Raw genomic sequence first — 19,367 nt, forward strand, 5'->3', positions numbered from 1 at the left:
GCGGCTCGACCCACGTCGAGAGGCCACCATCGGCTGCTCCGTCCCCGTCGAGAGGCCACCATCCGCTGCTCGATCCCCGTTGAAAGGCCAAAGCCCGTGGTTCCTGCTGACCGCGGGCGGCGAAGGTGGCCCCTCGACTGCTGGGTGGACGCGAGAGCTGGTCTCTCGACGATGTCGGCTCGCGCGTGCGCCTGCGCGCGTACCCTTCGACTCGAGGAGGGTGAGCCATGGGCGTCGTCGACGAGCTGCTTCGCGCCAGGGCCGAGTTCGAGCGCGGCGACTGGGCGTCCGCCTTCGCCCACTGGTCCGCCGTCGACCCCGATGGGCTGACGCCCGAAGACCTCGAGTCAGCCGGCTCGGCCGCGCAGCTGCTCGGGCGCCGGGACGACGCGGTCGACCGCTTCCGCCGGGCGTTCGACGCGTGGACCGCTGCGGGTGAGGTGGCAGCAGCCGCGCGTGTCGCCTTCCGGCTGTCCATGGTCCTGCGTGTCACGAGCGACCACTCCGCGGCGTCGGCGTGGCTGGCCCGCGGCGAACGCCTCGTCGCCGACCTCCCGGACGGGAGCCTGGAGGCGGGCTACCTCACCTTCTCGCGGATGTTCACCCACCTCGGGCAGGGCCGATACGTCGAGGCCCTCGCCTGCGCCGAGGCCGCCACCGAGGCCGGCCGACGCCACGGCGACGCCGGCCTCGTGGCCGTCGGGCTGTGCGCTCAGGGGCGGATCGCCATCTACGGCGGGCGCATCCCCGACGGCATCTCCTTTCTCGACGAGTCGATGCTCGAGGCGACCAGCCACGCACTCGAGCCCATCCTCCTCGGCAACGTCTACTGCACCGCGATCGAGGGCTGCCAGGAGGTGTCGGACTTCCGGCGGGTCGCGGAGTGGACCCACCAGCTGCACCGCTGGTGCGTCGACCAGTCCGGCCTCGTCGCCTTCACAGGGCAGTGCGCCCTGCACCGCGGCCAGCTCATGCGGGCCCGGGGCGCGTGGGGGGAGGCGTTGGAGGAGCTGTCGGCCGCGATCGAGCGCTACCGGCTGGGGGGCTCGACCGCTGCGATCGGCCAGGCCTCGTGCGAGCGGGGCGACCTGCTCCGGCTGCGCGGCGACCTCGCCGGCGCCGACGCCGCCTATCAGCTGAGCGCCGAGCACGGTTACGACCCGCAGCCCGGCGCCGCCCTGCTGTGGCTGGCCCGTGGTGCCGACGGTGCGGCCGTGGCCGCCGTGCGCAGGCTCCTCGCCGAGCCGGGCCCGTCGGTGGCGCGCAGCCGCGTGCTCCCGGCCGCCGTCGACGTGCTCGTCGCCGTCCACGACACCGATGCGGCCCGGGAGTGCGCGGCCGAGCTCGAGGGCCTGGCGGCGTCCTTCGGCTCCGAGGTGCTCGCTGCGTCCGCCGCTGCTGCGTGGGGACGTGTCGAGCTGGCCTCGAACGACCCGGCGGGCGCCCTGCCGTACCTCCGCCGAGCCCACCAGGCATGGGTCGCGCTCGAGATGCCCTACGAGGCGGCGTTGGCCCTGACGGCGACGGGCCGGGCCCTGATCGCCCTCGGCGACGCCGAGTCGGCCCGAACGCCGCTCGCTTCTGCACGCCAGGCGTTCGCCGCCCTCGGGGCCCGCCCGGACGTCGAGGCGATCGACCGGCTCACCGCGCCCGGGTCTCGCCCGGCGGGCCTCAGCGAGCGCGAGATCGAGGTGCTCCGGCTCGTCGCGGCGGGCCGGAGCAATGCCGAGATCGCCGCGGAGCTCGTCCTCAGCGACCGCACCGTCGCCCGCCACCTCAGCAACATCTTCACCAAGATCGGCGTCGGAAGCCGCACTGGCGCAGCGGCTTTCGCATTCGAGCACGACCTCGTCTGAGTCGCTGCAGCCGTTGACGGTTCAGGCTCGCGCCCGCGCTACCGAGCGACCAGTCCGCTCCGAAGAGCGACTCGCAATGCGCTCGGCGAGGTAGGCGGCGTCGCGACCGACGCCTGGCAGCACCATCGAGGCGAACGCGTACTGGAAGGCCAGGCCGCAGAAGAACAGACCGGGCACGTCCTGCGAGACGCCGCGGTACTCCCGCGGCCACCCGTCGTCACCGATGACCGGCAGGTCGATCCAGTCGAAGCGTTGCGTGAAGCCGGTGGCCCAGATGACGTTGGCCGCGTCGACGACGGTGCCGTCGTCGAGGGTGGGCAGACCGTCGGTCACGCCGACGACGCGCTGCGTGTGCCGCTCGACCCCGCGGGCCGCCAGGTCCTCGCGCTTGACCCGCAGCATGGGCCCACCGTGGTTTCGGATCTCGCCCATCATCCGGCGGCCGACGGGCGTGCGTCGGGTCATGACGTGTCGCCAGGCGAACAGCAGGAACGGGAAGACGAGGTGGATCGCGCCGGTGTCCCAGCGCACCGGGATCTGCCCGCAGTCACGACCGGCGAGCACGGTCGGCCGGGTCTCGGCGAGCTCGTACGCGATGTCGCACCCCGAGTGCGACGCGCCGACGACGAGCACCGACCCGTCCCGGAGCTGGCTCGGGCGGCGGTACTCGCTCGAGTGCAGCTGGAGGATGGACGGGTCGAGGTCCTTCGCGATCTCGGGCACGCGGGGCGCACGCCCGAAGGTGCCGGTGGCGACGACGACGGAGCGGCAGGTAATCGAGCCACTGTCCGTCGTCACCACGAATCCGTCGCCGCCGTCCGCCGCCGCGAGCCGCTGGACGCGCACGCCGAGCCGGACCGGCAGCCGGAAGTGGGCGGCATACGACTGGAGGTATGCCGCGACGTCGTCCTTGCCGGGGAACGCCTTGGGGTCCCCGGGGAACGACAGGCCGGGCAGGCTGTCGTGCCGCGCCGGGGAGTAGAGGCGAAGTGAGTCGTACTGCTGGCGCCAGCCGTCACCGACGGTGCTGTTGCGCTCCAGCACGACGCACTCGTGTCCGCGGCTGACGAGCTCGCGGGCTGTGGCCAGTCCTGCCTGGCCGCCGCCGATGATGACGGTCTCGATGTGTTCCATGGTGTCCCTCCTCGTGGGTTGTGCAGCCACGGTAGGAAGGCACGAGGGAGCGCCGCGTCGGTCACGATGACCATTCGCGGGGCCGCGCCGATGGGTCGAAATGACCACGAGCGCGAGAACTGGCCCCTCGACGGCGGGGAGGCCGCGACTTCTGGCCTCTCGACGGTCAGTAGCGGCGATACCAGAGGTTGACGGCGTAGTCGACGCCCGTGGCGTCGGGGTGCTCGGCGAGGATGAGGTCGGCGTGGTCGGGTGCGAACTCGATGCCGACGACCGCCTCGAAGTCCTCGCGCGAGTCGAAGTCCCAGCGGATGTCGAGCCGCTCGCGCTGCCAGCCCTGCCGCTCCCAGAACCGCTCCACGGCCCGTGGGTCGTAGCTCGGCAGGGCCCGCCGGAACCACGTCCCGAACGTCGAGCGCGTGGCGTCGTTGTCGATGACGAACGCCGCCCCACCCGGGCGCATGACCCGGTCGAGCTCGGCGAGACCCGGCTCGCTGCCCGGCCCGAAGAAGTACGCCCAGCGAGCGTGCGCCATGTCGAACGACGAGTCCGGCACCCCGATCGCCGCTGCGCCCTCCTCACGGACGGAGGCGGACGGCATACCCGAGACGCGTTCCGCCGCAAGGGAAGCCAGCGGCGGGTGCGGCTCGACGCCGAGGACCGTCCGGGCGTCCCGCGCGAAGTACGGCAGGTGGTAGCCCGTGCCGCAGCCGATGTCGACGACGTCGAGCCCGGACCAGTCGAGCACCGAGCGGATCGCGTCCTCGATGACGTGCGCGCGGTCGACACCGCGGTTCTCGACCTCGTAGACGTCGGGCGTCTCCCAGATGTTCGGCGACGGGATGACCTCGCTCATCAGGCCCGCTTCCGGGTGGCCGGGGGCGCGGCCGCGGCCTGCGCCTCGAGGGTGGCGGGGTGGACGAGCAGGGGGAGCAGCTTGCGCACGCCCCTGGCGCGGACGGCCTTGACCTGCGCCAGGTGCGCCTCGGCACGGATCGCCAGCTCGGCGTACGCCAGGGGCCCCATCAGCTCGGTGAGCTCGGGCGCGTTGGAGCGGTAGACGGGCTCACGGCCCACGTGCGCCTCGGAGTTGCCCGAGCAGTACCAGTCGAGGTCGTGGCCGCCGGGGCCCCAGCCGCGGCGGTCGTACTCGGTGATCGTCACCTCGAGGTAGCTCGTGTCGTCGGGCAGCTCGACGGTGCGGAAGGTGCGTCGGATCGGCAGCTGCCAGCACACGTCGGGCTTGAGCGTGTGGGGTTCGACGCCGGTGAGGACGGCGTGCTGGTGCAGCGCGCAGCCGGCGCCCGCCGGGAAGCCCGGCCGGTTGAGGAAGATGCAGGCGCCGTCGACGACCTTCGTCTTGCGGGCGCCGTCCTCCTTCTCGGTCCAGTCGTCCTTCGAGCCGGTGGCGGTGCCGACGGAGTGGTACTGCCACTCGTCCTCGCCGAGCTCCGTGACGGCTTTCGAGACGCGCTTCCAGTCCTCCTTCTCGGTGAAGTGCGCACCGAGCGTGCAGCAGCCGTCGTCGGGCCTGCCCTCGTAGATGCCCTGGCAGCCGCTGCCGAAGATGCACGTCCAGCTGCTCGTCAACCAGGTCAGGTCGCAGCGGTAGCGCTGGTTCGTGTCCGCGGGGTCGGTGAACTCGACCCAGACGCGAGGAAGGTCCAGAGGTGCTTCAGCCACCGGTTCACCCTATGCCGCCGACGTTTCCATGGCGTCAACGCCGCCCACCTCTTGGATGGCGCGCCACCTCGCCCGGGTGCGCCGGTGGCCCGGGCCGCTGGCGCGGTCGGCCCGGGCTCCCGCACGCCCCTGTACCGGATCAGTGCGACGTAGCCGTGGTGTCGCGGTGATGCATGCGGGTGACCTGGAGGTCGGCGGCGCCGACGATGAGGGTGACGGCGCCGATGATCCAGGCCGTCCACGCCATCGGGCGGGTGTCGCTGAACCCCATGACCCACGGCGCGACGATGAACGCCACACCGATCAGGGCGGTGAGGCCCTCGAGCGGGATCATGTCGGGCCGCACGAGCTCGGCGATCGCCACGAGCGCCGTGATGACGCCGAGGACGACCATCGTCGTGGTGGCCCGGTTCGTGGTTGTCGTCCACATGGGCGACAACGCTGCGTAGATGCCGGCGATGAGAGGCACGGCGTCCTGGGGATGCGTCCAACGCTTCATGGTCGGATCGACCCTCTTTCACTTACGGGTCCGTCGATCCTCAGGCGGACCGGACACCTTGATTGTCGGTCGGGACGCACGGCCGGTCAACGTTCTGTGAGTGCGACCGAGGAGGAGCCCGGCGGCATACGGTGTCCCCATGGCTTCGCGCGACGCGACGAGGGCACGGGGGAGACGGCCCGGCGGGGAGGACACCCGGGCCGCGATCGTCCACGCGGCGCGAAAGTCCTTTGCCGCCAAGGGTTATGACAAGACGAGCCTTCGTGGGATCGCCCGCGAGGCCGGCGTCGACCCCGCTCTCGTGCACCACTACTTCGAGGGCAAGGCCGCGCTCTTCGCCGAGACGCTCGATGTGCCGGTGAACCCCGCAGAGCTCATCGAGCGCATCACCGCGGGCGACGTCGACCGGCTGGGCTGGCGGATCGTCGAGACGTTCCTCGGCCTCTGGGAGCCTCCCGAGCGCCGAGACGCGCTCGTGGCCCTCGTGCGGTCGAGCATGACGAGCGAGGAGGCAGCGCGGATGCTGCGCGAGTTCCTCGGGCGCGAGGTCTTCGGTCGCATCGCGGCGAGCACCGGGGCGTCCGACCCGCAGCTGCGCGGGGCGCTCGCCGCCTCGCAGATGATCGGCCTGGTCGTCGCGCGATACGTGATCCGGGTGCCGGCGCTGGTCGAGGCGACGCGCGAGCAGCTCGTCGAGAGCATCGGCCCGGTGCTCCAGCACCATCTCGTGGACACGGAGCCCCGCACCGGAGTAGATTTCATCACATGATGAATACCAATGGACCGGCGGTCGCCATCAGCGGTCTGAGGGTCGTGCGCGGGAGGCGCCGCGTCATCCCCGGTCTCGATCTCGAGGTTCCGGCCGGCCAGGTCGTCGGGCTGCTCGGGCCGTCGGGATCGGGCAAGTCGACCCTGATCCGGTGCGTCGTCGGGGTGCAGATCATCGAGTCGGGCACCGTCACGGTGCTGGGACACCCGGCCGGCTCGCCCGTCCTGCGCGACGAGGTCGGCTACGTCACCCAGAGCCCGAGCGTCTACGCCGACCTCAGCGTCCGCGACAACGTCGGCTACTTCGGTCGCGCGGTCGGGCTGCGGGGCACCGAGCTGCGCGAGGCCGTCGACCGCACCCTCGCCGAGGTCGACCTCACCTCGCACGCGGACCAGCTCGTCCAGGACCTCTCCGGCGGGCAGGAGTCGCGTGTCTCGCTCGCAGCCGCCCTCGTCGGCCGGCCCACGCTCCTCGTCCTCGACGAGCCGACCGTCGGCCTCGACCCCGTCCTGCGCCGCGACCTGTGGAACCTCTTCCGCCACCTGGCCGAGCGCGGACACTCGCTCCTCGTGTCGAGCCACGTCATGGACGAGGCGACCCGGTGCGATCGCCTCGTACTGCTCCGCGAGGGTGAGGTGCTGGCCGACGTCACGCCCGACGAGCTGCTCACCCGTACCGGCGCGCCCGACGCCGATGCCGCCTTCCTCGCCCTCATCGACGCCGAGACCGCCCGGTCCGCCGGCACCAGGGAGAGGAGTGCCTCGTGAACGCCGGACTCACCGCCGCCACGTCGGGCCGCGTCCTGCGCCAGGTACGCACCGACCACCGCACCATCGGGCTCATCATCGTCGTGCCCTGCGTGCTGCTCGGCCTGCTCGCCTGGATCTACGACGGCACGCCCGTCTTCGATGCCATCGGCCCCGCCCTGCTCGGGGTCTTCCCGATGATCGTCATGTTCATCGTCACCTCCGTCGCGACCCTCCGCGAGCGCCAGTCCGGCACCCTCGAGCGGCTCCTGACGACGCCCATGGGCAAGGGCGACTTCATGCTCGGGTATGCCGTCGCCTTCGGAGCGCTCGCCGTCGTGCAGGCCCTCGTGGCAACGGCATTCGCGGTCTGGGTCTGCGACCTCGACGTCGCCGGACCGCTCTGGCTCCTCATCGTCGTCGCCGTCTTCGACGCCGTCCTCGGCACCGCGCTCGGCCTGCTCGCGAGCGGCTTCGCGCGGACCGAGTTCCAGGCGGTGCAGTTCATGCCGGCGTTCGTGCTTCCGCAGTTCCTGCTCTGCGGGCTGCTGACGCCCCGCGACCAGCTGCCGACCGTCCTCGAGTGGCTCTCCGACGTGCTGCCCCTGTCCTACGCCGTCGATGCCATGAAGGAGATCGCCCGCAACGCCGACCCCGTCACCGCCGTGCTCACCGACCTCGGCATCGTCGCCGGCTTCATCGCCGTCGCCCTCGCCCTCGCCTCGCTGACGCTGAGCCGCCGCTCCGCCTGACGGCATACGGCGGCCCGTCACTAGGGTTGGGGCATGCGTCTGGGCGTCATCGACATCGGGTCGAACACGGTCCACCTGCTCGTCGTCGACGCCCACCCCGGCGCGCAGCCGCTGCCCGCCTTCTCGCACAAGACCGAGCTGCGTCTCTCCGAGAGCCTCGGCACCGACGGCCGGGTGGGCGACGAGACGGCCGACCGGCTCGTCGCGTTCCTCGGTGAGTGCCTCGTCGTCGCCGACGACCAGGGCGTCAGCGACCTCTTCGCCTTCGCGACCTCCGCCCTGCGCGAGTCGCCGAACGGTGACGAGGTCATCGCGCGGGTCCGCGACGAGACCGGCATCGAGCTCGAGGCGCTGAGCGGCCCCGACGAGGCCCGCATGACCTTCCTCGCGGTGCGTCGCTGGTTCGGCTGGTCGAGCGGCCGGCTGCTCGTCGTCGACATCGGGGGCGGGTCTCTCGAGCTCGCGGCAGGGCTCGACGAGGAGCCGGACGTCGCGCTCAGCCTGCCGCTGGGTGCCGGCCGCCTGACCCGCGAGCGCCTGCCCCAGGACCCGCCCACCCCGGCCGCCGCACGTGAGCTGCGCTCGTACGTGCGCGCAACCCTCGCAGAGCAGGTGCGCCCGCTGCTTCGGTCAGGCGTGCCCGACCGTGCGGTCGGGACCTCGAAGACGATGCGCTCGCTCGCACGCATCGCCGGCGCAGCACCGCGCGACGACGGGCCCTTCGTGCGTCGTTCGCTCACGCGAGACGACCTCCGCGGCATCGTGGGCCGACTCGCCGACCTCGACTCCGCCGCGCGAGCGGGGCTCCCCGGGGTGTCCGTGGGCCGGGCCCACCAGCTGTATGCCGGCGCGCTCGTCGCGGAGGCCGCTCTCGACCTGCTTCAGGTCGAGCAGGTCGACATCTGCCCCTGGGCGTTGCGCGAGGGCCTCATCCTCCGGCGTCTCGACCACCTGACGACCTGACCGGTGCCCGGGGTCACAACCACTCCACGGGCGGCCCCGAGCCAGCCCCGCGGTCGTGGCGCAGAATGGCCGCATGACGATCCGGGTCGGCCTCTCGACCTCCTCGCTCTACCCGGGCAACGCGGCGACCGCCTTCGCGACAGCCGCGCGGCTCGGCTACGACGCGATCGAGGTCATGGTGTGGACCGACCCGGTGACGCAGGAGCCCGGTGCGTTGCGGGCCCTGTCCGAGCTGCACGGGCTGCCGATCGCCTCGGTGCACGCGCCGACGCTGCTGCTCACCCAGCGAGTCCTCGGCACCGACCCGTGGGGCAAGGTCGACCGCTCCATCGACCTCGCGCTGGATGTGGGCGCGGGCACCGTCGTGCTGCACCCGCCGTTCCGCTGGCAGAGGGAGTATGCCGCCGAGTTCGCCGACGGGGTCGCGCACCGTGAGCACGAGTCGGGGATCCGGCTCGCCGTCGAGAACATGTACCCGTGGCGGACGGCGCGTCGAGACGTCATGGCCTACTCGCCGCACTGGGACCCGGTCGACCAGCCGTACGACAACGTGACGCTCGACCTGTCGCACACCGCGACGGCGGGCTCCGACGCGCTCGCCATGGCGCAGGCGCTGGGGCCGCGGCTCGCGCACCTGCACCTCGCCGACGGTCTCGGCTCGTTCCTCGACGAGCACCTCGTGCCGGGGCGTGGCACCCAGCCGTGCGCCGAGGTCCTCGAGCACCTCGCCGACAGCGGCTGGAGCGGCGACGTCGTCGTCGAGGTCTCGACCCGCAAGTCCGGCCGCGACCAGCGCGAGCTCGACCTCGCCGAGGCGCTCGCCTTCGCGCGGCTCGCCCTCGTGCCGACCCGCGGCGCCAGCCGCATCTGACGCAACCACCCGCCCGCCGACCGCCGTTCCCGCAACACACCGAGAAACCCCCGACTCACCGCGGTCGGAACCCGGTGCGTCACCGGTTTCTCGGTGTGTTGCGGGGGAGGGGCGCGGCGGCGGGGGCAGGGCGGCCACCCGGCGAGCCGGACGGCATACGTCCTCGGTCAGGCGAGGCCGAGGGCCGCAGCCTCCTCCCAGAGGTCGTCGCGCACGTTCGGGTGCGCACACTCCTCGATGAGGTCGCGGCACTGCTCCCTCTCGGTGCGGCCCCACAGCGGCGCGATGCCGTGCTCGGTGACGATCGCGCTCTGCTGGAAGCTCGTCACAGGTTCGTCGAGGAGCGGCACGATCGTCGACACGTCGGCCCGCGGGTGCCACGAGCGCAGGGCGATGAACGACTGCCCGCCCGGTGAGTGCAACGCGCCGACGATGAAGTCGGTCTGCCCGCCGAAGCCGGAGTGGATGCGGGCGTTGATGCGTGAGGCGTTGGCCTGTCCGAAGAGGTCGACCTCCAGGGCCGTGTTGACCGACGTCATCATCCGCTGCTGGGCGATGAGGGCCGGGTCGTTGGTGCGCTCGGTCCGCATCATCCGCACCCGCGGGTTGCCGTCGAGCCACGCGTGCAGAGCGGGGGAGCCGAAGCAGAAGGACGTCACGAGGGGGTGGTGCGGGTCGAGGGCGCCCGCCGTGTCGAGAGCCAGCACGCCGTCGGAGAACATCTCGGTCCACAGGCGGAGCCCCCGACGGACGGTGAGAGCGGCGAGCGTGGCGTCCGGCACGGCCCCGATCCCGAGCTGGAGCGTCGCGCCGTCGCCGATCATCGCGGCGACGCGTTCTCCGATGGCCCGGCTGTCGGCGTCGGTCGGGGTCGCTCCCGGCGACGCGAGGGCCTGCTCGACCTCGACGACGACGTCGACGTGCTCGAGTGGCACCTGCGCGTCGCCGAACGTGTAGGGCATCCGTGGGTTGACGACCGCCACGACGAGCCCGCCCCGCGAACGGCACGCCTCGAGCGCCGCCGGCAGGACGTTCACCTCGACGCCGAGGCTGAGCAGGCCGTCACGGGGTGGCGCGCAGTGGAGCACGACGGCATCCGGCGGGAGGGCCCTGGCGTAGAGGAGCGGCACGAGCGAGAGCCGCGACGGCACGTAGCGCAGCCCGGGGTGGCGACGCATGCCCGGTCCGACGAAGCACGTCTCGACGGTCACGCCCGGGCGTTCGGGCAGCCCGGCCGGCGCGTTGAGGGCGTGCAGGACGTAGGTGGGCTGTGCCGCGTCCAGGGCTCGCACGGCTTCCCAGGGGACCGCGTGGTTGCCGCTGACGACGACCCGCGGGTTCCCGGGAAGCATCGAGAGTCGCTGGATGAGCTCGTCGATCGTCGCCGTCCGCACGTCCTCATCCTCGCGCGACACGGCACTCCCCGAGGCCGTATGCCGTGTGGCGTGACGCAGGTCGCCCCGCGTCGCGCGTGGCCGGAGTCCCCGCCGGAGTCTGCGTCGGGCCCGAGAAAGGAGTTGGGTCAGCTGGCCTTCTTCGCGGCCGCCTTCTTCGTCGTCGACTTCTTGGCGGTCGTCTTCTTCGTGGCAGCCTTCTTGGTCGTGGACTTCTTCGCGGCGGTCTTCGACGTCGACTTCTTCGCGGACGACGCGGCCGAGTCGCCCGAGTCACCCGAGTCGCCCGAGTCGCCCGAGGCGCTGGAGCCGGACGAGCCGCCCGACTTGGCCGCCTTGGCCTTGTCGACACTGCGCTGCAGGGCGGCGAGCAGGTCGACGACCTCGGTCTCCTCACCCTTGGCCTCGGGCGTCTCCGTGATGTCACCGCCCTCGATCTTCGTCGCGACGAGCTGCGTCACGGCCTCGGAGTAGTCGTCCTCGAACTCGTCGGGCTCGTAGTCGCCCGACAGCGAGTCGACGAGCGAGGCCGCCATCGCGAGCTCCTTCGACGTCGCGTGGGTGTCCTCGGACAGCGACTCGAACTCCGGCTTGCGCACCTCGTCCGACCAGAGCAGCGTCTGGAGCACGATGACGCCCTCCCGCACCCGCAGCACCGCGAGGGTCATGCGCGTGCGCACCGACACCGTGACGAGAGCCATCCGGTCGGCCTTCTCGAGAGCGTCGCGCAGGAGCACGTAGGGCTTCAGGCCGGTCTTGTCGGGCTCGAGGTAGTAGCTCTTGTCGAACAGCAGCGGGTCGATCTGCTCGGACGGCACGAACTTCTCGATCGAGATCTCCTTCGACGACCGCGAGGGAAGGCTCTTGAGGTCCTCGTCGGTCAGCACGACCATCTGCCCGTCGGCAGCCTCGTACCCCTTGGCGATGTCGGAGTAGGGCACCTCCTCGCCGTCGATCGAGCAGACGCGCTGGTACTTGATACGGCCACCGTCCTTCTCGTGGACCTGCCGGAACTGCACGTCGTGGTTCTCCGTGGCCGAAAACAGTCGGACCGGCACATTGACGAGGCCGAACGACACGGCGCCTTTCCAGATGGCTCGCATGAGAACAAGAATGCACCCATGCGCCCCATGCTCGCGACGCCAACGTCGACCATTCCTGTCGGCGACCGCTGGCAGCATGAGGTGAAATGGGACGGGATGCGCGTCCTGGTCGACGTCTGCGACGGCGGCATGCGGCTCTTCTCGCGCACCGAACGCGACGTGACGGTCGCCTTTCCCGAGCTGCGTCGACTGGCCGACGAGTACGCCGACATGCTCGTCGACGGCGAGATCGTGTCGCTTCGCGACGGCGTTCCGTCCTTCGCCGCGATGGCGGAGCGCTTCCATGTCACCGACCCCAGGCGGGCCGCGCTGCTCGCCGAGCAGGCACCCGTGACGCTCATGACCTTCGACCTGCTGCGCCTCTACGGCGTGGACCTCTGCGCGCGCTCGTGGTCCGACCGGCGCTCGACGCTGGAGCGGCTCGAGCTGGGCGGCCGGCGCTGGCAGACCCCGCCGACCTTCGCCGACGGCGCCTCGCTGCACGCCGCGACGAAGGAGCAGGGCCTGGAGGGGATCGTGTCCAAGCGCGTCGACTCGCCCTACGTCCCGGGCCAGCGCTCGCCCCACTGGCTCAAGTCGCCGCACCGCGGCACGGTGTCCGTCGTCATCGGCGGGTGGCGGCCCGAGGCCGCGGGGTCGGGGTCGCGGCGCCTCGGCTCAGTGCTCGTCGGCGTTCCGGGACCGGCCGGACTGCGCTTCCTGGGACGGGTCGGCGCCGGTCTGGCGGGCAAGACCGGACAGGCGCTCCTGCGCGACCTCGAGCCACTGTCGGCATCCGAATCACCTTTTGCCACAGTAATTCCGGCCGAGGACTCGAACGGCGCGACGTGGGTGCACCCGGTGCTCGTCGTCGACGTCCAGTCGCTGGGTCTCAGCGGACAGGGCAGACTGCGCCAGCCGGCATACAAGGGCCTGCGCAGCGACCTCACGCCCGGTGACGTCGACGACCACGGGGATGGTGAGTGATGCCCTACGAGGCGCCGAAGGTCACGGTCGAGGTCGACGGCCGCCGGATGAAGCTGTCGAGCCTCGAGAAGGTCATGTACCCCGCCACCGGCACCACGAAGGCACAGGTCATCGACTACTACGCCCGCATCGCGCCGGTGATCCTGCCGCACCTGCGCGACCGGGCTGTGACGCGAATCCGCTTCCCGCACGGGGTCGGTGACATGCAGTTCTTCGAGAAGAACATCCCGGCCGGCACCCCGTCGTGGATCCGCCGCGCCGGCCGCGACCCCGTGTTCCCGCTCATCGACGACCTCGCCGGCCTCACCTACTTCGCCAACCTCAACTCGCTCGAGCTGCACGTCCACCAGTGGCGCTACGCGGGTGACGGGCGCGATGCGGAGGCCCTGGGTCCCGACCGGCTCGTCATCGACCTCGACCCGGGGCCCGGCACCGGGCTAGCCGAGTGCGCCCGCGTCGCGCTCATCGTGCGGGAACGCCTGGGGCGCATCGGACTCGAGACCATCCCGGTGACCAGCGGCAGCAAGGGTCTCCAGCTGTATGCCGTCCTGCCCGGGACCCACACGAGCGACGAGATCCGCGACACCGTGCAACAGCTCGCGCAGGAGCTGACCAAGCAGCACCCCGACCTCATCGTCTGGAAGATGGCCAAGGAGCTGCGGCCGGGCAAGATCTTCCTCGACTGGAGCCAGAACGTCGCCGCCAAGACGACCGTCTGCCCGTACTCGCTGCGGGGGCGGCAGGCCCCGACGGTCGCTGCGCCGCGGTCGTGGGACGAGATCGAGTCGGGTGCCGGCGGTGGCGAGCTCGTCCAGCTGACGGCCGACGAGGTGCTCGACCGGGTCGACCGCGACGGCGACCTCGCGGCGGAGATCACCGGCTGACGGCTCCGAGACCCGCGCCGGCGGGTGCGCCTGGCGACGACCGAGGGCCCGGCACCACGTGGATGCCGGGCCCTCTGTCGGTGACCGTGTCGTCAGTGCGCCTTGTCGTAGGCGGCCTGGACGTCGGCCGAGATGCGGCCGCGGTCGGAGACGTTGTGGCCGTTGGCGCGGGCCCACTCACGGACGGCGCCGAGATCGGCACGCTTGGGGGAGGCGGCCCGGCGACGCGAGCCGGCAGCCCTGGCCGAACCTGCACGACGTGCGTGCCCGGTCCACGTCGCGAGGTCGTCGCGCAGCTTACGGGCGTTCTTGTCGGACAGGTCGATCTCGTACGAGACGCCATCGAGGGCGAAGGTCACCGTCTCGGCAGCCTTTCCACCATCGACGTCGTCGATCAGCACCACTTCGACACGCTGAGCCATGTTTCTCCATCTGCAGTTGTCGGTTTTGGAGGGGGTTATCCGCGAATAGGAGCTCGCGGGCGAGATCAATTTACATGCAGCCGCTCAGGAATGCATTTCGGTCAATGGAATGACACGGATTCGTGACGACAATTGCCATACATCACGCTCGTGAGAGTGGTCCGGAAAAGCCTCGGCGGCCGGCAGGCGAAGCCGTTTGCCGCAATTGTTCAGGCGTCGGCCGACGGTGTTTGCGGAGTCGTCCCGGGCGTGGGGGAGCCTGTCTTCCCGTGGCGCTCGCGCCCGTCGTGCTCGGCCTCCCACCGGGCCTGTGCCAGGCGCTCGCGGCGGTCGCCCTCGAGGATGCTCTTGATGACGAAGTAGAAGAGCGTGCCCACCCCGATCGTCGGGACGAGGGCGAGCACGTAGGGCAGGAGCGATTCCATGAACGGCATTTTCTCACGCCTTCACGGACGGCCTGCCGGGCGCTGTCGCACCGGGGCCCTACGGTCGTGCCCATGGCTACGAGGACGACGACGCGCCGCACCCCCGCCTTTCGGTGCGGGGAGTGCGGTTGGACCACCGTCAAGTGGGTCGGCCGCTGTGGCGAGTGCCAGGCCTGGGGCACGGTGGCCGAGACCGGAGCGGCCACGCCGGCCCGCACGGCAGCGACCTCGGTGGTGACCCCCGCGCTGCGCATTGCTGACGTCGACGTCACCCAGGCCGCGGCTCGGCCGACCGGCGTCGCGGAGTTCGACCGCGTCCTCGGCGGTGGCCTCGTGCCCGGAGGGGTCGTGCTCGTGGCCGGTGAGCCGGGGGTCGGCAAGTCCACGCTCCTGCTCGACGTCGCCGCGCGCACCGCCCGGTCGGGCGCCGAGGTGCTCTACATCAGCGGCGAGGAGTCCGCGGCTCAAGTGCGCACGCGCGCCGAGCGCATCGAGGCCATGGCCGACTCCCTCTACCTCGCGGCCGAGACCGACCTCGCGACCGTCCTGGGCCACGTCGAGGCCCGGTCGCCGGCCCTGCTCGTCGTCGACTCCGTCCAGACGATCGCCAGCGCCGAGGTCGAGGGCCAGGCCGGCAACGTCTCGCAGGTGCGTGAGGTCGCCGCCAGCCTCATCCAGGCGGCGAAGGCGCGTGGCGTCGCGGTGCTCCTCGTCGGTCACGTCACCAAGGACGGTTCCATTGCCGGTCCCCGCGTGCTCGAGCACCTCGTCGACGTCGTCATCCAGTTCGAGGGCGACCGCCACTCGCGGCTGCGGCTCGTCCGCGCCGTGAAGAACCGGTTCGGACCCACCGACGAGGTCGGCTGCTTCGACCTCTCCGACGTCGGCATCACCGGCCTGCCCGACCCGAGTGGTCTGTTCCTCTCGAGTCGCGACCACGCCGTCCCGGGCACGTGCGTCACGGTGACCCTCGAGGGGCGCCGGCCCCTCGTCGCAGAGGTCCAGGCACTCGTCGCCGCGTCGACGCTGCCCTCGCCCCGTCGCACGTCGAGCGGTCTCGACTCGGCGCGGCTCGCGATGATCATCGCCGTCCTCGACAAGCGCGCCGGAGCCCCGGTCGGCTCTCGCGACATCTTCGCGGCCACCGTCGGCGGGGTCCGCATCACCGAGCCGGCCGCCGATCTCGCCATCGTCTGCGCCCTCGCGTCCTCGGTCGTCGACCAGCCCCTCGCCACCGACGTCGTCGCCTTCGGTGAGGTGGGGCTCGCGGGCGAGGTGCGCCGCGTCACGGGTCTCGACCGCCGCCTCGCCGAGGCCGCACGGCTCGGTTTCCGCCATGCGCTGGTGCCCGCGGGCAGCCTCTCAGACTCTGCGGTGCCCGCCGGGATCCGGGCCGTCGAGGTCGCCGACGTGCCGCGGGCGATCGAGGCGATGGGCCGCCTCGCCGGTGGCAGGTCTTCGGGCGCACCCGCCGTCGGCAGCGTCTAGACTGCGACCGACCGGGGTGGACGCGCTCGGCGCCCCCATTGCGAACAGGGAAGTGATGGACCGGAACGACGAGCTGCTGCTGCGTGCGGCCCTCGCCGCTGTTGCACCCGGCACCGAGCTGCGTGACAGCCTCGAACGCATCCTCCGCGGCCGCACCGGAGCCCTCATCGTGCTCGGCTTCGACCGTGTCGTCGACTCCATCTGCACCGGCGGCTTCGTCCTCGACGTCGAGTTCTCGGCGACCCGGGTGCGCGAGCTCTGCAAGATGGACGGCGCCGTGGTCCTCGACCGGGAGGGCACTCGGATCCTGAGGGCCGCGACACAGCTGGTCCCCGACTCGCGCATCGAGACCACCGAGTCCGGCACGCGTCACCGCACGGCCGAGCGCGTCGCCAAGCAGACCGGCTTCCCGGTCATCTCGGTGAGCCAGTCGATGGGCGTCGTCGCCCTCTACGTCGGCGACCTGCGACACGTCATCGAGGGCTCGCCGACCACCCTGTCGCGCGCCGACCAGGCCCTGCAGACGCTCGAGCGTTACAAGGCGCGTCTCGACGAGGTCACCGGCACGCTGTCGGCCCTCGAGATCGAGGACCTCGTCACGATCCGCGACGTCACCGCGGTGCTCCAGCGCCTCGAGATGGTGCGTCGCATCTCCGCCGAGATCCAGGACTACGTCGTCGAGCTCGGCACCGACGGCCGCCTCCTCAGCCTCCAGCTAGAGGAGCTCGTGGGCGGGCTCGGCAACGACCGTGAGCTCGTCATCCGCGACTACCTGCCGGCCACGAAGTCAGACCTCAGCCTCGACGACGCGCTCGGCAACCTCCAGACGCTCAACTCCGTCGAGCTGCTCGACCTCGCGGCCGGCGCCCGCGCGGTCGGGTTCTCGGTCGTGGGCGACAGCCTCGACGCGCCGGTGTCCCCGCAGGGCTACCGCCTGCTGACCAAGGTGCCGCGCCTGCCCACCGCCATCGTCGACCGTCTCGTGACGCACTTCGAGTCGCTGCAGCGACTCCTCGCGGCCGGCATCGAGGACCTCATGCTCGTCGAGGGCGTCGGCGAGGGCCGCGCCCGCGCCGTCCGGGAGGGGCTCTCGCGCCTCGCCGAGTCGAGCATCCTCGAACGCTACGTCTGATCCCTCCGATCGCTGCTGCCGTATGCCGTCCACCCGGGTCCCGCTGTCACCGCTCCACGAGCGCGTCAACCAGTGGTACGCCGAGGCGGGGCGCAAGCACCTGCCATGGCGCAGGCCCGAGTGCAGCGCCTGGGGTGTCTTCCTGTCCGAGGTGATGTCGCAGCAGACGCCGCTCGGGCGGGTCGAGCCGGTCTGGCGCGAGTGGATGCAGCGCTGGCCGACGCCCGCTGCCCTCGCGGCGGCCGCCCCCGGTGACGCCGTTCGGGCGTGGGGGAGGCTGGGCTACCCGCGTCGGGCACTGCGGTTGCACGAGGCCGCCACAGCGATGGTCGAGCGGCACGGCGGCGAGGTGCCCGGCAGCCCCGAGGAGCTGCTCGCCCTGCCCGGCGTCGGTGCCTACACCGCGGCCGCCGTCTCGTGCTTCGCCTTCGGCATCCCCGAGGTGGTCGTCGACACCAACGTACGGCGGGTGCTCGCGCGCACCCTCGAGGGCAAGGCGTTCCCGAACCCCACCCTGAACCGGACCGAGGCGAAGCTCGCCGCCGACTCCATGCCGACCGATCGTGACACCGCCAACACGTGGAACGTCGCCGTCATGGAGCTCGGCGCACTCGTCTGTGTGGCTCGCGGGCCCCGGTGCGACGCGTGCCCCGTGGCCGACCTGTGCGCGTGGAACGTCGCCGGCCGGCCGGCGTACGACGGACCGCCACGTCGCGGCCAGTCGTGGCACGGCACGGACCGTCAAGTGCGCGGTGAGCTGCTGCGGCGGCTTCGCGAGGCGCACGCGGCCGTGCCGCTGTCCCACCTGGAGAGCTCCGCGGACGACGCGGCCCAGGTGATGCGGTGCCTCGACTCGCTGGTCGTCGACGGGCTCGTGGAGCCGTTGTCCCGCAAGCGGTTCCGTCTCCCCACCTGACCTCCCCCCTCCCGTCGAGTGGGCAGTTTCCACCCGCCCCTCCCGTCGAGTGGGCAGTTTCCACCCGCCTCGCACGTCGAGTGGTCACTTTGCACCGGGCCGGAGCCGGGTGAAAGTGCCCACTCGACCCTGGGATGGGGTGGGCAGTTTGCATGCGCCTCGCACGTCGAGTGGGCAGTTTCCACCGGGCCGGAGCCGGGTGAAAGTGCCCACTCGACCCTGGGATGGGGTGGGCAGTTTGCATGCGCATCGAACGTCGAGTGGGCGGTTTGCACCGAGCCGGAGCGGGGTGAAAGTGCCCACTCGACTCTGGGGTGGGGTGGGGTGGCGGGGAGGGTCAGAGGTTGCCGAGCACCGTCTGGACGTCGACGACGATGACGACGCGCTCGGGGTTGGGGCGCGGCTGCCGGTAGCGGGCGGCATACCGTTGCTCGGCGTCGGTGACTGCGGCGGGGTCCGCCATGACGGTCGCGGTGCCCTCGAGCGAGAGCCAGTGCCGGCCGTCGACCTGGCAGAGCACGGCCGGGCAGCCTGCCGCGGCGTTGCGCGCCTTGCGGCTGCCGCGGCTCGTGATGACCCGGGCGACGGAGGCCTCGGGATCCCACGTGAACCCGACGGGCACGACGTGAGGCGAGCCGTCGGGGCGGAGCGTGGTCAAGGTCGCCAGGTGCCGGACCGTGAGGAAGTCGAGCGCTTCCGGGGAGAGGTCGCGGGGCTGCGTCGCCATCGCCGCTACCGCACGACCTCGAGGATGCCCAGCAGCCCCGTCGGGAGGGCGGTGGTCGGGGTCGTGAATGTCATACCTGGTCCTTCCGGATGCCGAGTGCCCGCAGGGATCGGTCGAGCACCTGGGCGGCGGTGCCCTCGTTGGTGACGCTGACGCCGGGCTCGTCGGGCTCGAGCGGCTCGAGGGCGGCCAGCTGGCTGGGCAGGAGGGACGGCGGCATGTAGTGGCCGGGACGGTGCTCCATGCGGTCCTGGATGACCTCGCTCGGCGCCTCGACGTGAAGGAAGCGCACATGCGGGCGGCCCTCGCGGAGCAGGTCACGATAGACGCGGCGCAGCGCCGAGCAGGTCACGACCGCGGACTCGCCCGCCGCCTCCTTGTCGCTGATCCACTCGCCGATCGAGCGGAGCCACGGCCACCGGTCGTCGTCGGTGAGCGGCTGGCCGTTGCGCATCTTGGTGACGTTGGCCTCGGAGTGGAAGGCGTCGCCCTCGGCGAACTCCCACCCCAGAACCGTCGAGATGCCTTTGGCGACAGTGCTCTTGCCGCTGCCGCTCACGCCCATGACGATGACGACAACGGGCTGGGTCGCCGAGGTAGGTGGCTGCTCGTCCTCGGCGTCCGACATGTCCCCGAA

21 protein-coding genes are annotated in these 19,367 nt (G+C 71.6%); 11 read left to right on the forward strand and 10 right to left on the reverse strand.

Going from position 1 to position 19,367, the window contains the following annotated elements:
- Positions 1–227 precede the first annotated feature (227 nt).
- Positions 228–1,856 carry a LuxR C-terminal-related transcriptional regulator gene (locus ACFQU3_RS09730; RefSeq protein WP_385909120.1) on the forward strand — a complete coding sequence of 543 codons (1,629 nt, stop codon included), beginning with the start codon at positions 228–230 and terminating at the stop codon, positions 1,854–1,856.
- 21 nt (positions 1,857–1,877) lie between these two features.
- Here ACFQU3_RS09730 and ACFQU3_RS09735 read toward each other — a convergent pair whose 3' ends face one another.
- The 4 genes from ACFQU3_RS09735 to ACFQU3_RS09750 form a co-directional block, all read right to left on the reverse strand.
- The gene (locus ACFQU3_RS09735) at positions 1,878–2,990 is read right to left on the reverse strand and encodes a flavin-containing monooxygenase (RefSeq protein WP_385909122.1); all 1,113 of its coding nucleotides are present in this window, start codon (positions 2,988–2,990) and stop codon (positions 1,878–1,880) included.
- Positions 2,991–3,156: 166 nt separating this feature from the next.
- Positions 3,157–3,846: a class I SAM-dependent methyltransferase gene (locus ACFQU3_RS09740; protein WP_385909124.1), complete on the reverse strand. Its 690-nt coding sequence runs from the start codon at positions 3,844–3,846 to the stop codon at positions 3,157–3,159.
- Positions 3,846–4,673 (reverse strand): hypothetical protein, encoded by an 828-nt coding sequence (locus tag ACFQU3_RS09745; RefSeq protein ID WP_385909126.1) that lies wholly within the window; start codon positions 4,671–4,673, stop codon positions 3,846–3,848. The genes ACFQU3_RS09740 and ACFQU3_RS09745 overlap by 1 nt, the downstream gene beginning before the upstream one ends.
- Before the next feature lie 139 nt (positions 4,674–4,812).
- Positions 4,813–5,172, reverse strand: a complete 360-nt coding sequence (locus ACFQU3_RS09750) for an SPW repeat protein (RefSeq protein ID WP_385909128.1) — start codon at positions 5,170–5,172, stop codon at positions 4,813–4,815.
- 139 nt (positions 5,173–5,311) lie between these two features.
- Here ACFQU3_RS09750 and ACFQU3_RS09755 point away from each other — a divergent pair, with 139 nt between their 5' ends.
- From ACFQU3_RS09755 to ACFQU3_RS09775, 5 genes are all read left to right on the forward strand, one after another.
- A complete protein-coding gene (locus ACFQU3_RS09755; RefSeq protein WP_385909130.1) occupies positions 5,312–5,941 on the forward strand; it encodes a TetR family transcriptional regulator in 630 nt (209 codons plus the stop codon).
- Positions 5,941–6,708, forward strand: a complete 768-nt coding sequence (locus tag ACFQU3_RS09760; RefSeq protein ID WP_385909515.1) for an ABC transporter ATP-binding protein — start codon at positions 5,941–5,943, stop codon at positions 6,706–6,708. The genes ACFQU3_RS09755 and ACFQU3_RS09760 overlap by 1 nt, the downstream gene beginning before the upstream one ends.
- On the forward strand, positions 6,705–7,439 hold the full coding sequence (locus ACFQU3_RS09765; protein WP_385909132.1) for an ABC transporter permease: 735 nt from the start codon (positions 6,705–6,707) through the stop codon (positions 7,437–7,439). Before ACFQU3_RS09760 ends, ACFQU3_RS09765 begins: the two co-directional genes overlap by 4 nt.
- Before the next feature lie 33 nt (positions 7,440–7,472).
- Positions 7,473–8,402 carry a Ppx/GppA phosphatase family protein gene (locus ACFQU3_RS09770; protein ID WP_385909133.1) on the forward strand — a complete coding sequence of 310 codons (930 nt, stop codon included), beginning with the start codon at positions 7,473–7,475 and terminating at the stop codon, positions 8,400–8,402.
- Positions 8,403–8,475: 73 nt separating this feature from the next.
- Positions 8,476–9,273 carry a sugar phosphate isomerase/epimerase family protein gene (locus ACFQU3_RS09775; RefSeq protein WP_385909135.1) on the forward strand — a complete coding sequence of 266 codons (798 nt, stop codon included), beginning with the start codon at positions 8,476–8,478 and terminating at the stop codon, positions 9,271–9,273.
- Positions 9,274–9,440: 167 nt separating this feature from the next.
- On the opposite strand, the gene ACFQU3_RS09780 is transcribed toward ACFQU3_RS09775, so the two are convergent.
- Positions 9,441–10,667, reverse strand: coding sequence for an acetyl-CoA hydrolase/transferase family protein (locus tag ACFQU3_RS09780; protein WP_385909137.1), 1,227 nt, complete (start codon positions 10,665–10,667; stop codon positions 9,441–9,443).
- 128 nt (positions 10,668–10,795) lie between these two features.
- A complete protein-coding gene (locus ACFQU3_RS09785) occupies positions 10,796–11,770 on the reverse strand; it encodes a Ku protein (protein WP_385909139.1) in 975 nt (324 codons plus the stop codon).
- A gap of 18 nt (positions 11,771–11,788) precedes the next feature.
- Between ACFQU3_RS09785 and ligD (ACFQU3_RS09790) the strand changes: the two genes are divergently transcribed.
- Together ligD (ACFQU3_RS09790) and ligD (ACFQU3_RS09795) are read left to right on the forward strand one after the other, a co-directional pair.
- On the forward strand, positions 11,789–12,736 hold the full coding sequence (ligD, locus tag ACFQU3_RS09790) for a non-homologous end-joining DNA ligase (protein WP_385909141.1): 948 nt from the start codon (positions 11,789–11,791) through the stop codon (positions 12,734–12,736).
- Positions 12,736–13,620: a non-homologous end-joining DNA ligase gene (gene ligD / locus ACFQU3_RS09795; protein ID WP_385909517.1), complete on the forward strand. Its 885-nt coding sequence runs from the start codon at positions 12,736–12,738 to the stop codon at positions 13,618–13,620. The genes ligD (ACFQU3_RS09790) and ligD (ACFQU3_RS09795) overlap by 1 nt, the downstream gene beginning before the upstream one ends.
- A 92-nt stretch (positions 13,621–13,712) precedes the next feature.
- Here the strand turns inward: ligD (ACFQU3_RS09795) and ACFQU3_RS09800 are convergent, their stop codons facing one another.
- Together ACFQU3_RS09800 and ACFQU3_RS09805 are read right to left on the reverse strand one after the other, a co-directional pair.
- Complete coding sequence (locus ACFQU3_RS09800) at positions 13,713–14,042, reverse strand: Lsr2 family protein (protein ID WP_385909143.1); 330 nt, start codon at positions 14,040–14,042, stop codon at positions 13,713–13,715.
- 209 nt (positions 14,043–14,251) lie between these two features.
- Positions 14,252–14,476 (reverse strand): hypothetical protein, encoded by a 225-nt coding sequence (locus ACFQU3_RS09805; protein ID WP_385909145.1) that lies wholly within the window; start codon positions 14,474–14,476, stop codon positions 14,252–14,254.
- A gap of 63 nt (positions 14,477–14,539) precedes the next feature.
- On the opposite strand from ACFQU3_RS09805, the gene radA reads away from it, so the two are divergent.
- The 3 genes from radA to ACFQU3_RS09820 are packed head-to-tail and all read left to right on the forward strand — an operon-like array spanning position 14,540 to position 18,003.
- Positions 14,540–15,955: a DNA repair protein RadA gene (radA, locus tag ACFQU3_RS09810; protein ID WP_385909147.1), complete on the forward strand. Its 1,416-nt coding sequence runs from the start codon at positions 14,540–14,542 to the stop codon at positions 15,953–15,955.
- A gap of 55 nt (positions 15,956–16,010) precedes the next feature.
- Positions 16,011–17,087: a DNA integrity scanning diadenylate cyclase DisA gene (gene disA / locus ACFQU3_RS09815; protein ID WP_385909149.1), complete on the forward strand. Its 1,077-nt coding sequence runs from the start codon at positions 16,011–16,013 to the stop codon at positions 17,085–17,087.
- 22 nt (positions 17,088–17,109) lie between these two features.
- Complete coding sequence (locus ACFQU3_RS09820; protein ID WP_385909151.1) at positions 17,110–18,003, forward strand: A/G-specific adenine glycosylase; 894 nt, start codon at positions 17,110–17,112, stop codon at positions 18,001–18,003.
- 337 nt (positions 18,004–18,340) lie between these two features.
- Here ACFQU3_RS09820 and ACFQU3_RS09825 read toward each other — a convergent pair whose 3' ends face one another.
- Positions 18,341–18,730, reverse strand: coding sequence for a PPOX class F420-dependent oxidoreductase (locus ACFQU3_RS09825; RefSeq protein ID WP_385909153.1), 390 nt, complete (start codon positions 18,728–18,730; stop codon positions 18,341–18,343).
- 70 nt (positions 18,731–18,800) lie between these two features.
- Complete coding sequence (locus ACFQU3_RS09830) at positions 18,801–19,358, reverse strand: gluconokinase (protein ID WP_385909154.1); 558 nt, start codon at positions 19,356–19,358, stop codon at positions 18,801–18,803.
- Between the last annotated feature and the right edge of the window lie 9 nt (positions 19,359–19,367).

The organism is Terrabacter sp. GCM10028922, from assembly GCF_042666095.1.
In the GTDB taxonomy this organism is placed as follows: Bacteria; Actinomycetota; Actinomycetes; order Actinomycetales; family Dermatophilaceae; genus Terrabacter.

What these genes read in the sequence shown, in the direction of transcription:
- ACFQU3_RS09730 (WP_385909120.1), top strand. Translation starts at nt 228, where the DNA reads ATGGGCGTCGTCGACGAGCTGCTTCGCGCCAGGGCCGAGTTCGAGCGC.
- ACFQU3_RS09735 (WP_385909122.1), bottom strand. Translation starts at nt 2,990, where the DNA reads ATGGAACACATCGAGACCGTCATCATCGGCGGCGGCCAGGCAGGACTG.
- ACFQU3_RS09740 (WP_385909124.1), bottom strand. Translation starts at nt 3,846, where the DNA reads ATGAGCGAGGTCATCCCGTCGCCGAACATCTGGGAGACGCCCGACGTC.
- ACFQU3_RS09750 (WP_385909128.1), bottom strand. Translation starts at nt 5,172, where the DNA reads ATGAAGCGTTGGACGCATCCCCAGGACGCCGTGCCTCTCATCGCCGGC.
- ACFQU3_RS09755 (WP_385909130.1), top strand. Translation starts at nt 5,312, where the DNA reads ATGGCTTCGCGCGACGCGACGAGGGCACGGGGGAGACGGCCCGGCGGG.
- ACFQU3_RS09760 (WP_385909515.1), top strand. Translation starts at nt 5,941, where the DNA reads ATGAATACCAATGGACCGGCGGTCGCCATCAGCGGTCTGAGGGTCGTG.
- ACFQU3_RS09770 (WP_385909133.1), top strand. Translation starts at nt 7,473, where the DNA reads ATGCGTCTGGGCGTCATCGACATCGGGTCGAACACGGTCCACCTGCTC.
- ACFQU3_RS09775 (WP_385909135.1), top strand. Translation starts at nt 8,476, where the DNA reads ATGACGATCCGGGTCGGCCTCTCGACCTCCTCGCTCTACCCGGGCAAC.
- ACFQU3_RS09785 (WP_385909139.1), bottom strand. Translation starts at nt 11,770, where the DNA reads ATGCGAGCCATCTGGAAAGGCGCCGTGTCGTTCGGCCTCGTCAATGTG.
- ligD (WP_385909141.1), top strand. Translation starts at nt 11,789, where the DNA reads ATGCGCCCCATGCTCGCGACGCCAACGTCGACCATTCCTGTCGGCGAC.
- ligD (WP_385909517.1), top strand. Translation starts at nt 12,736, where the DNA reads ATGCCCTACGAGGCGCCGAAGGTCACGGTCGAGGTCGACGGCCGCCGG.
- ACFQU3_RS09800 (WP_385909143.1), bottom strand. Translation starts at nt 14,042, where the DNA reads ATGGCTCAGCGTGTCGAAGTGGTGCTGATCGACGACGTCGATGGTGGA.
- ACFQU3_RS09805 (WP_385909145.1), bottom strand. Translation starts at nt 14,476, where the DNA reads ATGCCGTTCATGGAATCGCTCCTGCCCTACGTGCTCGCCCTCGTCCCG.
- radA (WP_385909147.1), top strand. Translation starts at nt 14,540, where the DNA reads ATGGCTACGAGGACGACGACGCGCCGCACCCCCGCCTTTCGGTGCGGG.
- disA (WP_385909149.1), top strand. Translation starts at nt 16,011, where the DNA reads ATGGACCGGAACGACGAGCTGCTGCTGCGTGCGGCCCTCGCCGCTGTT.
- ACFQU3_RS09820 (WP_385909151.1), top strand. Translation starts at nt 17,110, where the DNA reads ATGCCGTCCACCCGGGTCCCGCTGTCACCGCTCCACGAGCGCGTCAAC.
- ACFQU3_RS09825 (WP_385909153.1), bottom strand. Translation starts at nt 18,730, where the DNA reads ATGGCGACGCAGCCCCGCGACCTCTCCCCGGAAGCGCTCGACTTCCTC.
- ACFQU3_RS09830 (WP_385909154.1), bottom strand. Translation starts at nt 19,358, where the DNA reads ATGTCGGACGCCGAGGACGAGCAGCCACCTACCTCGGCGACCCAGCCC.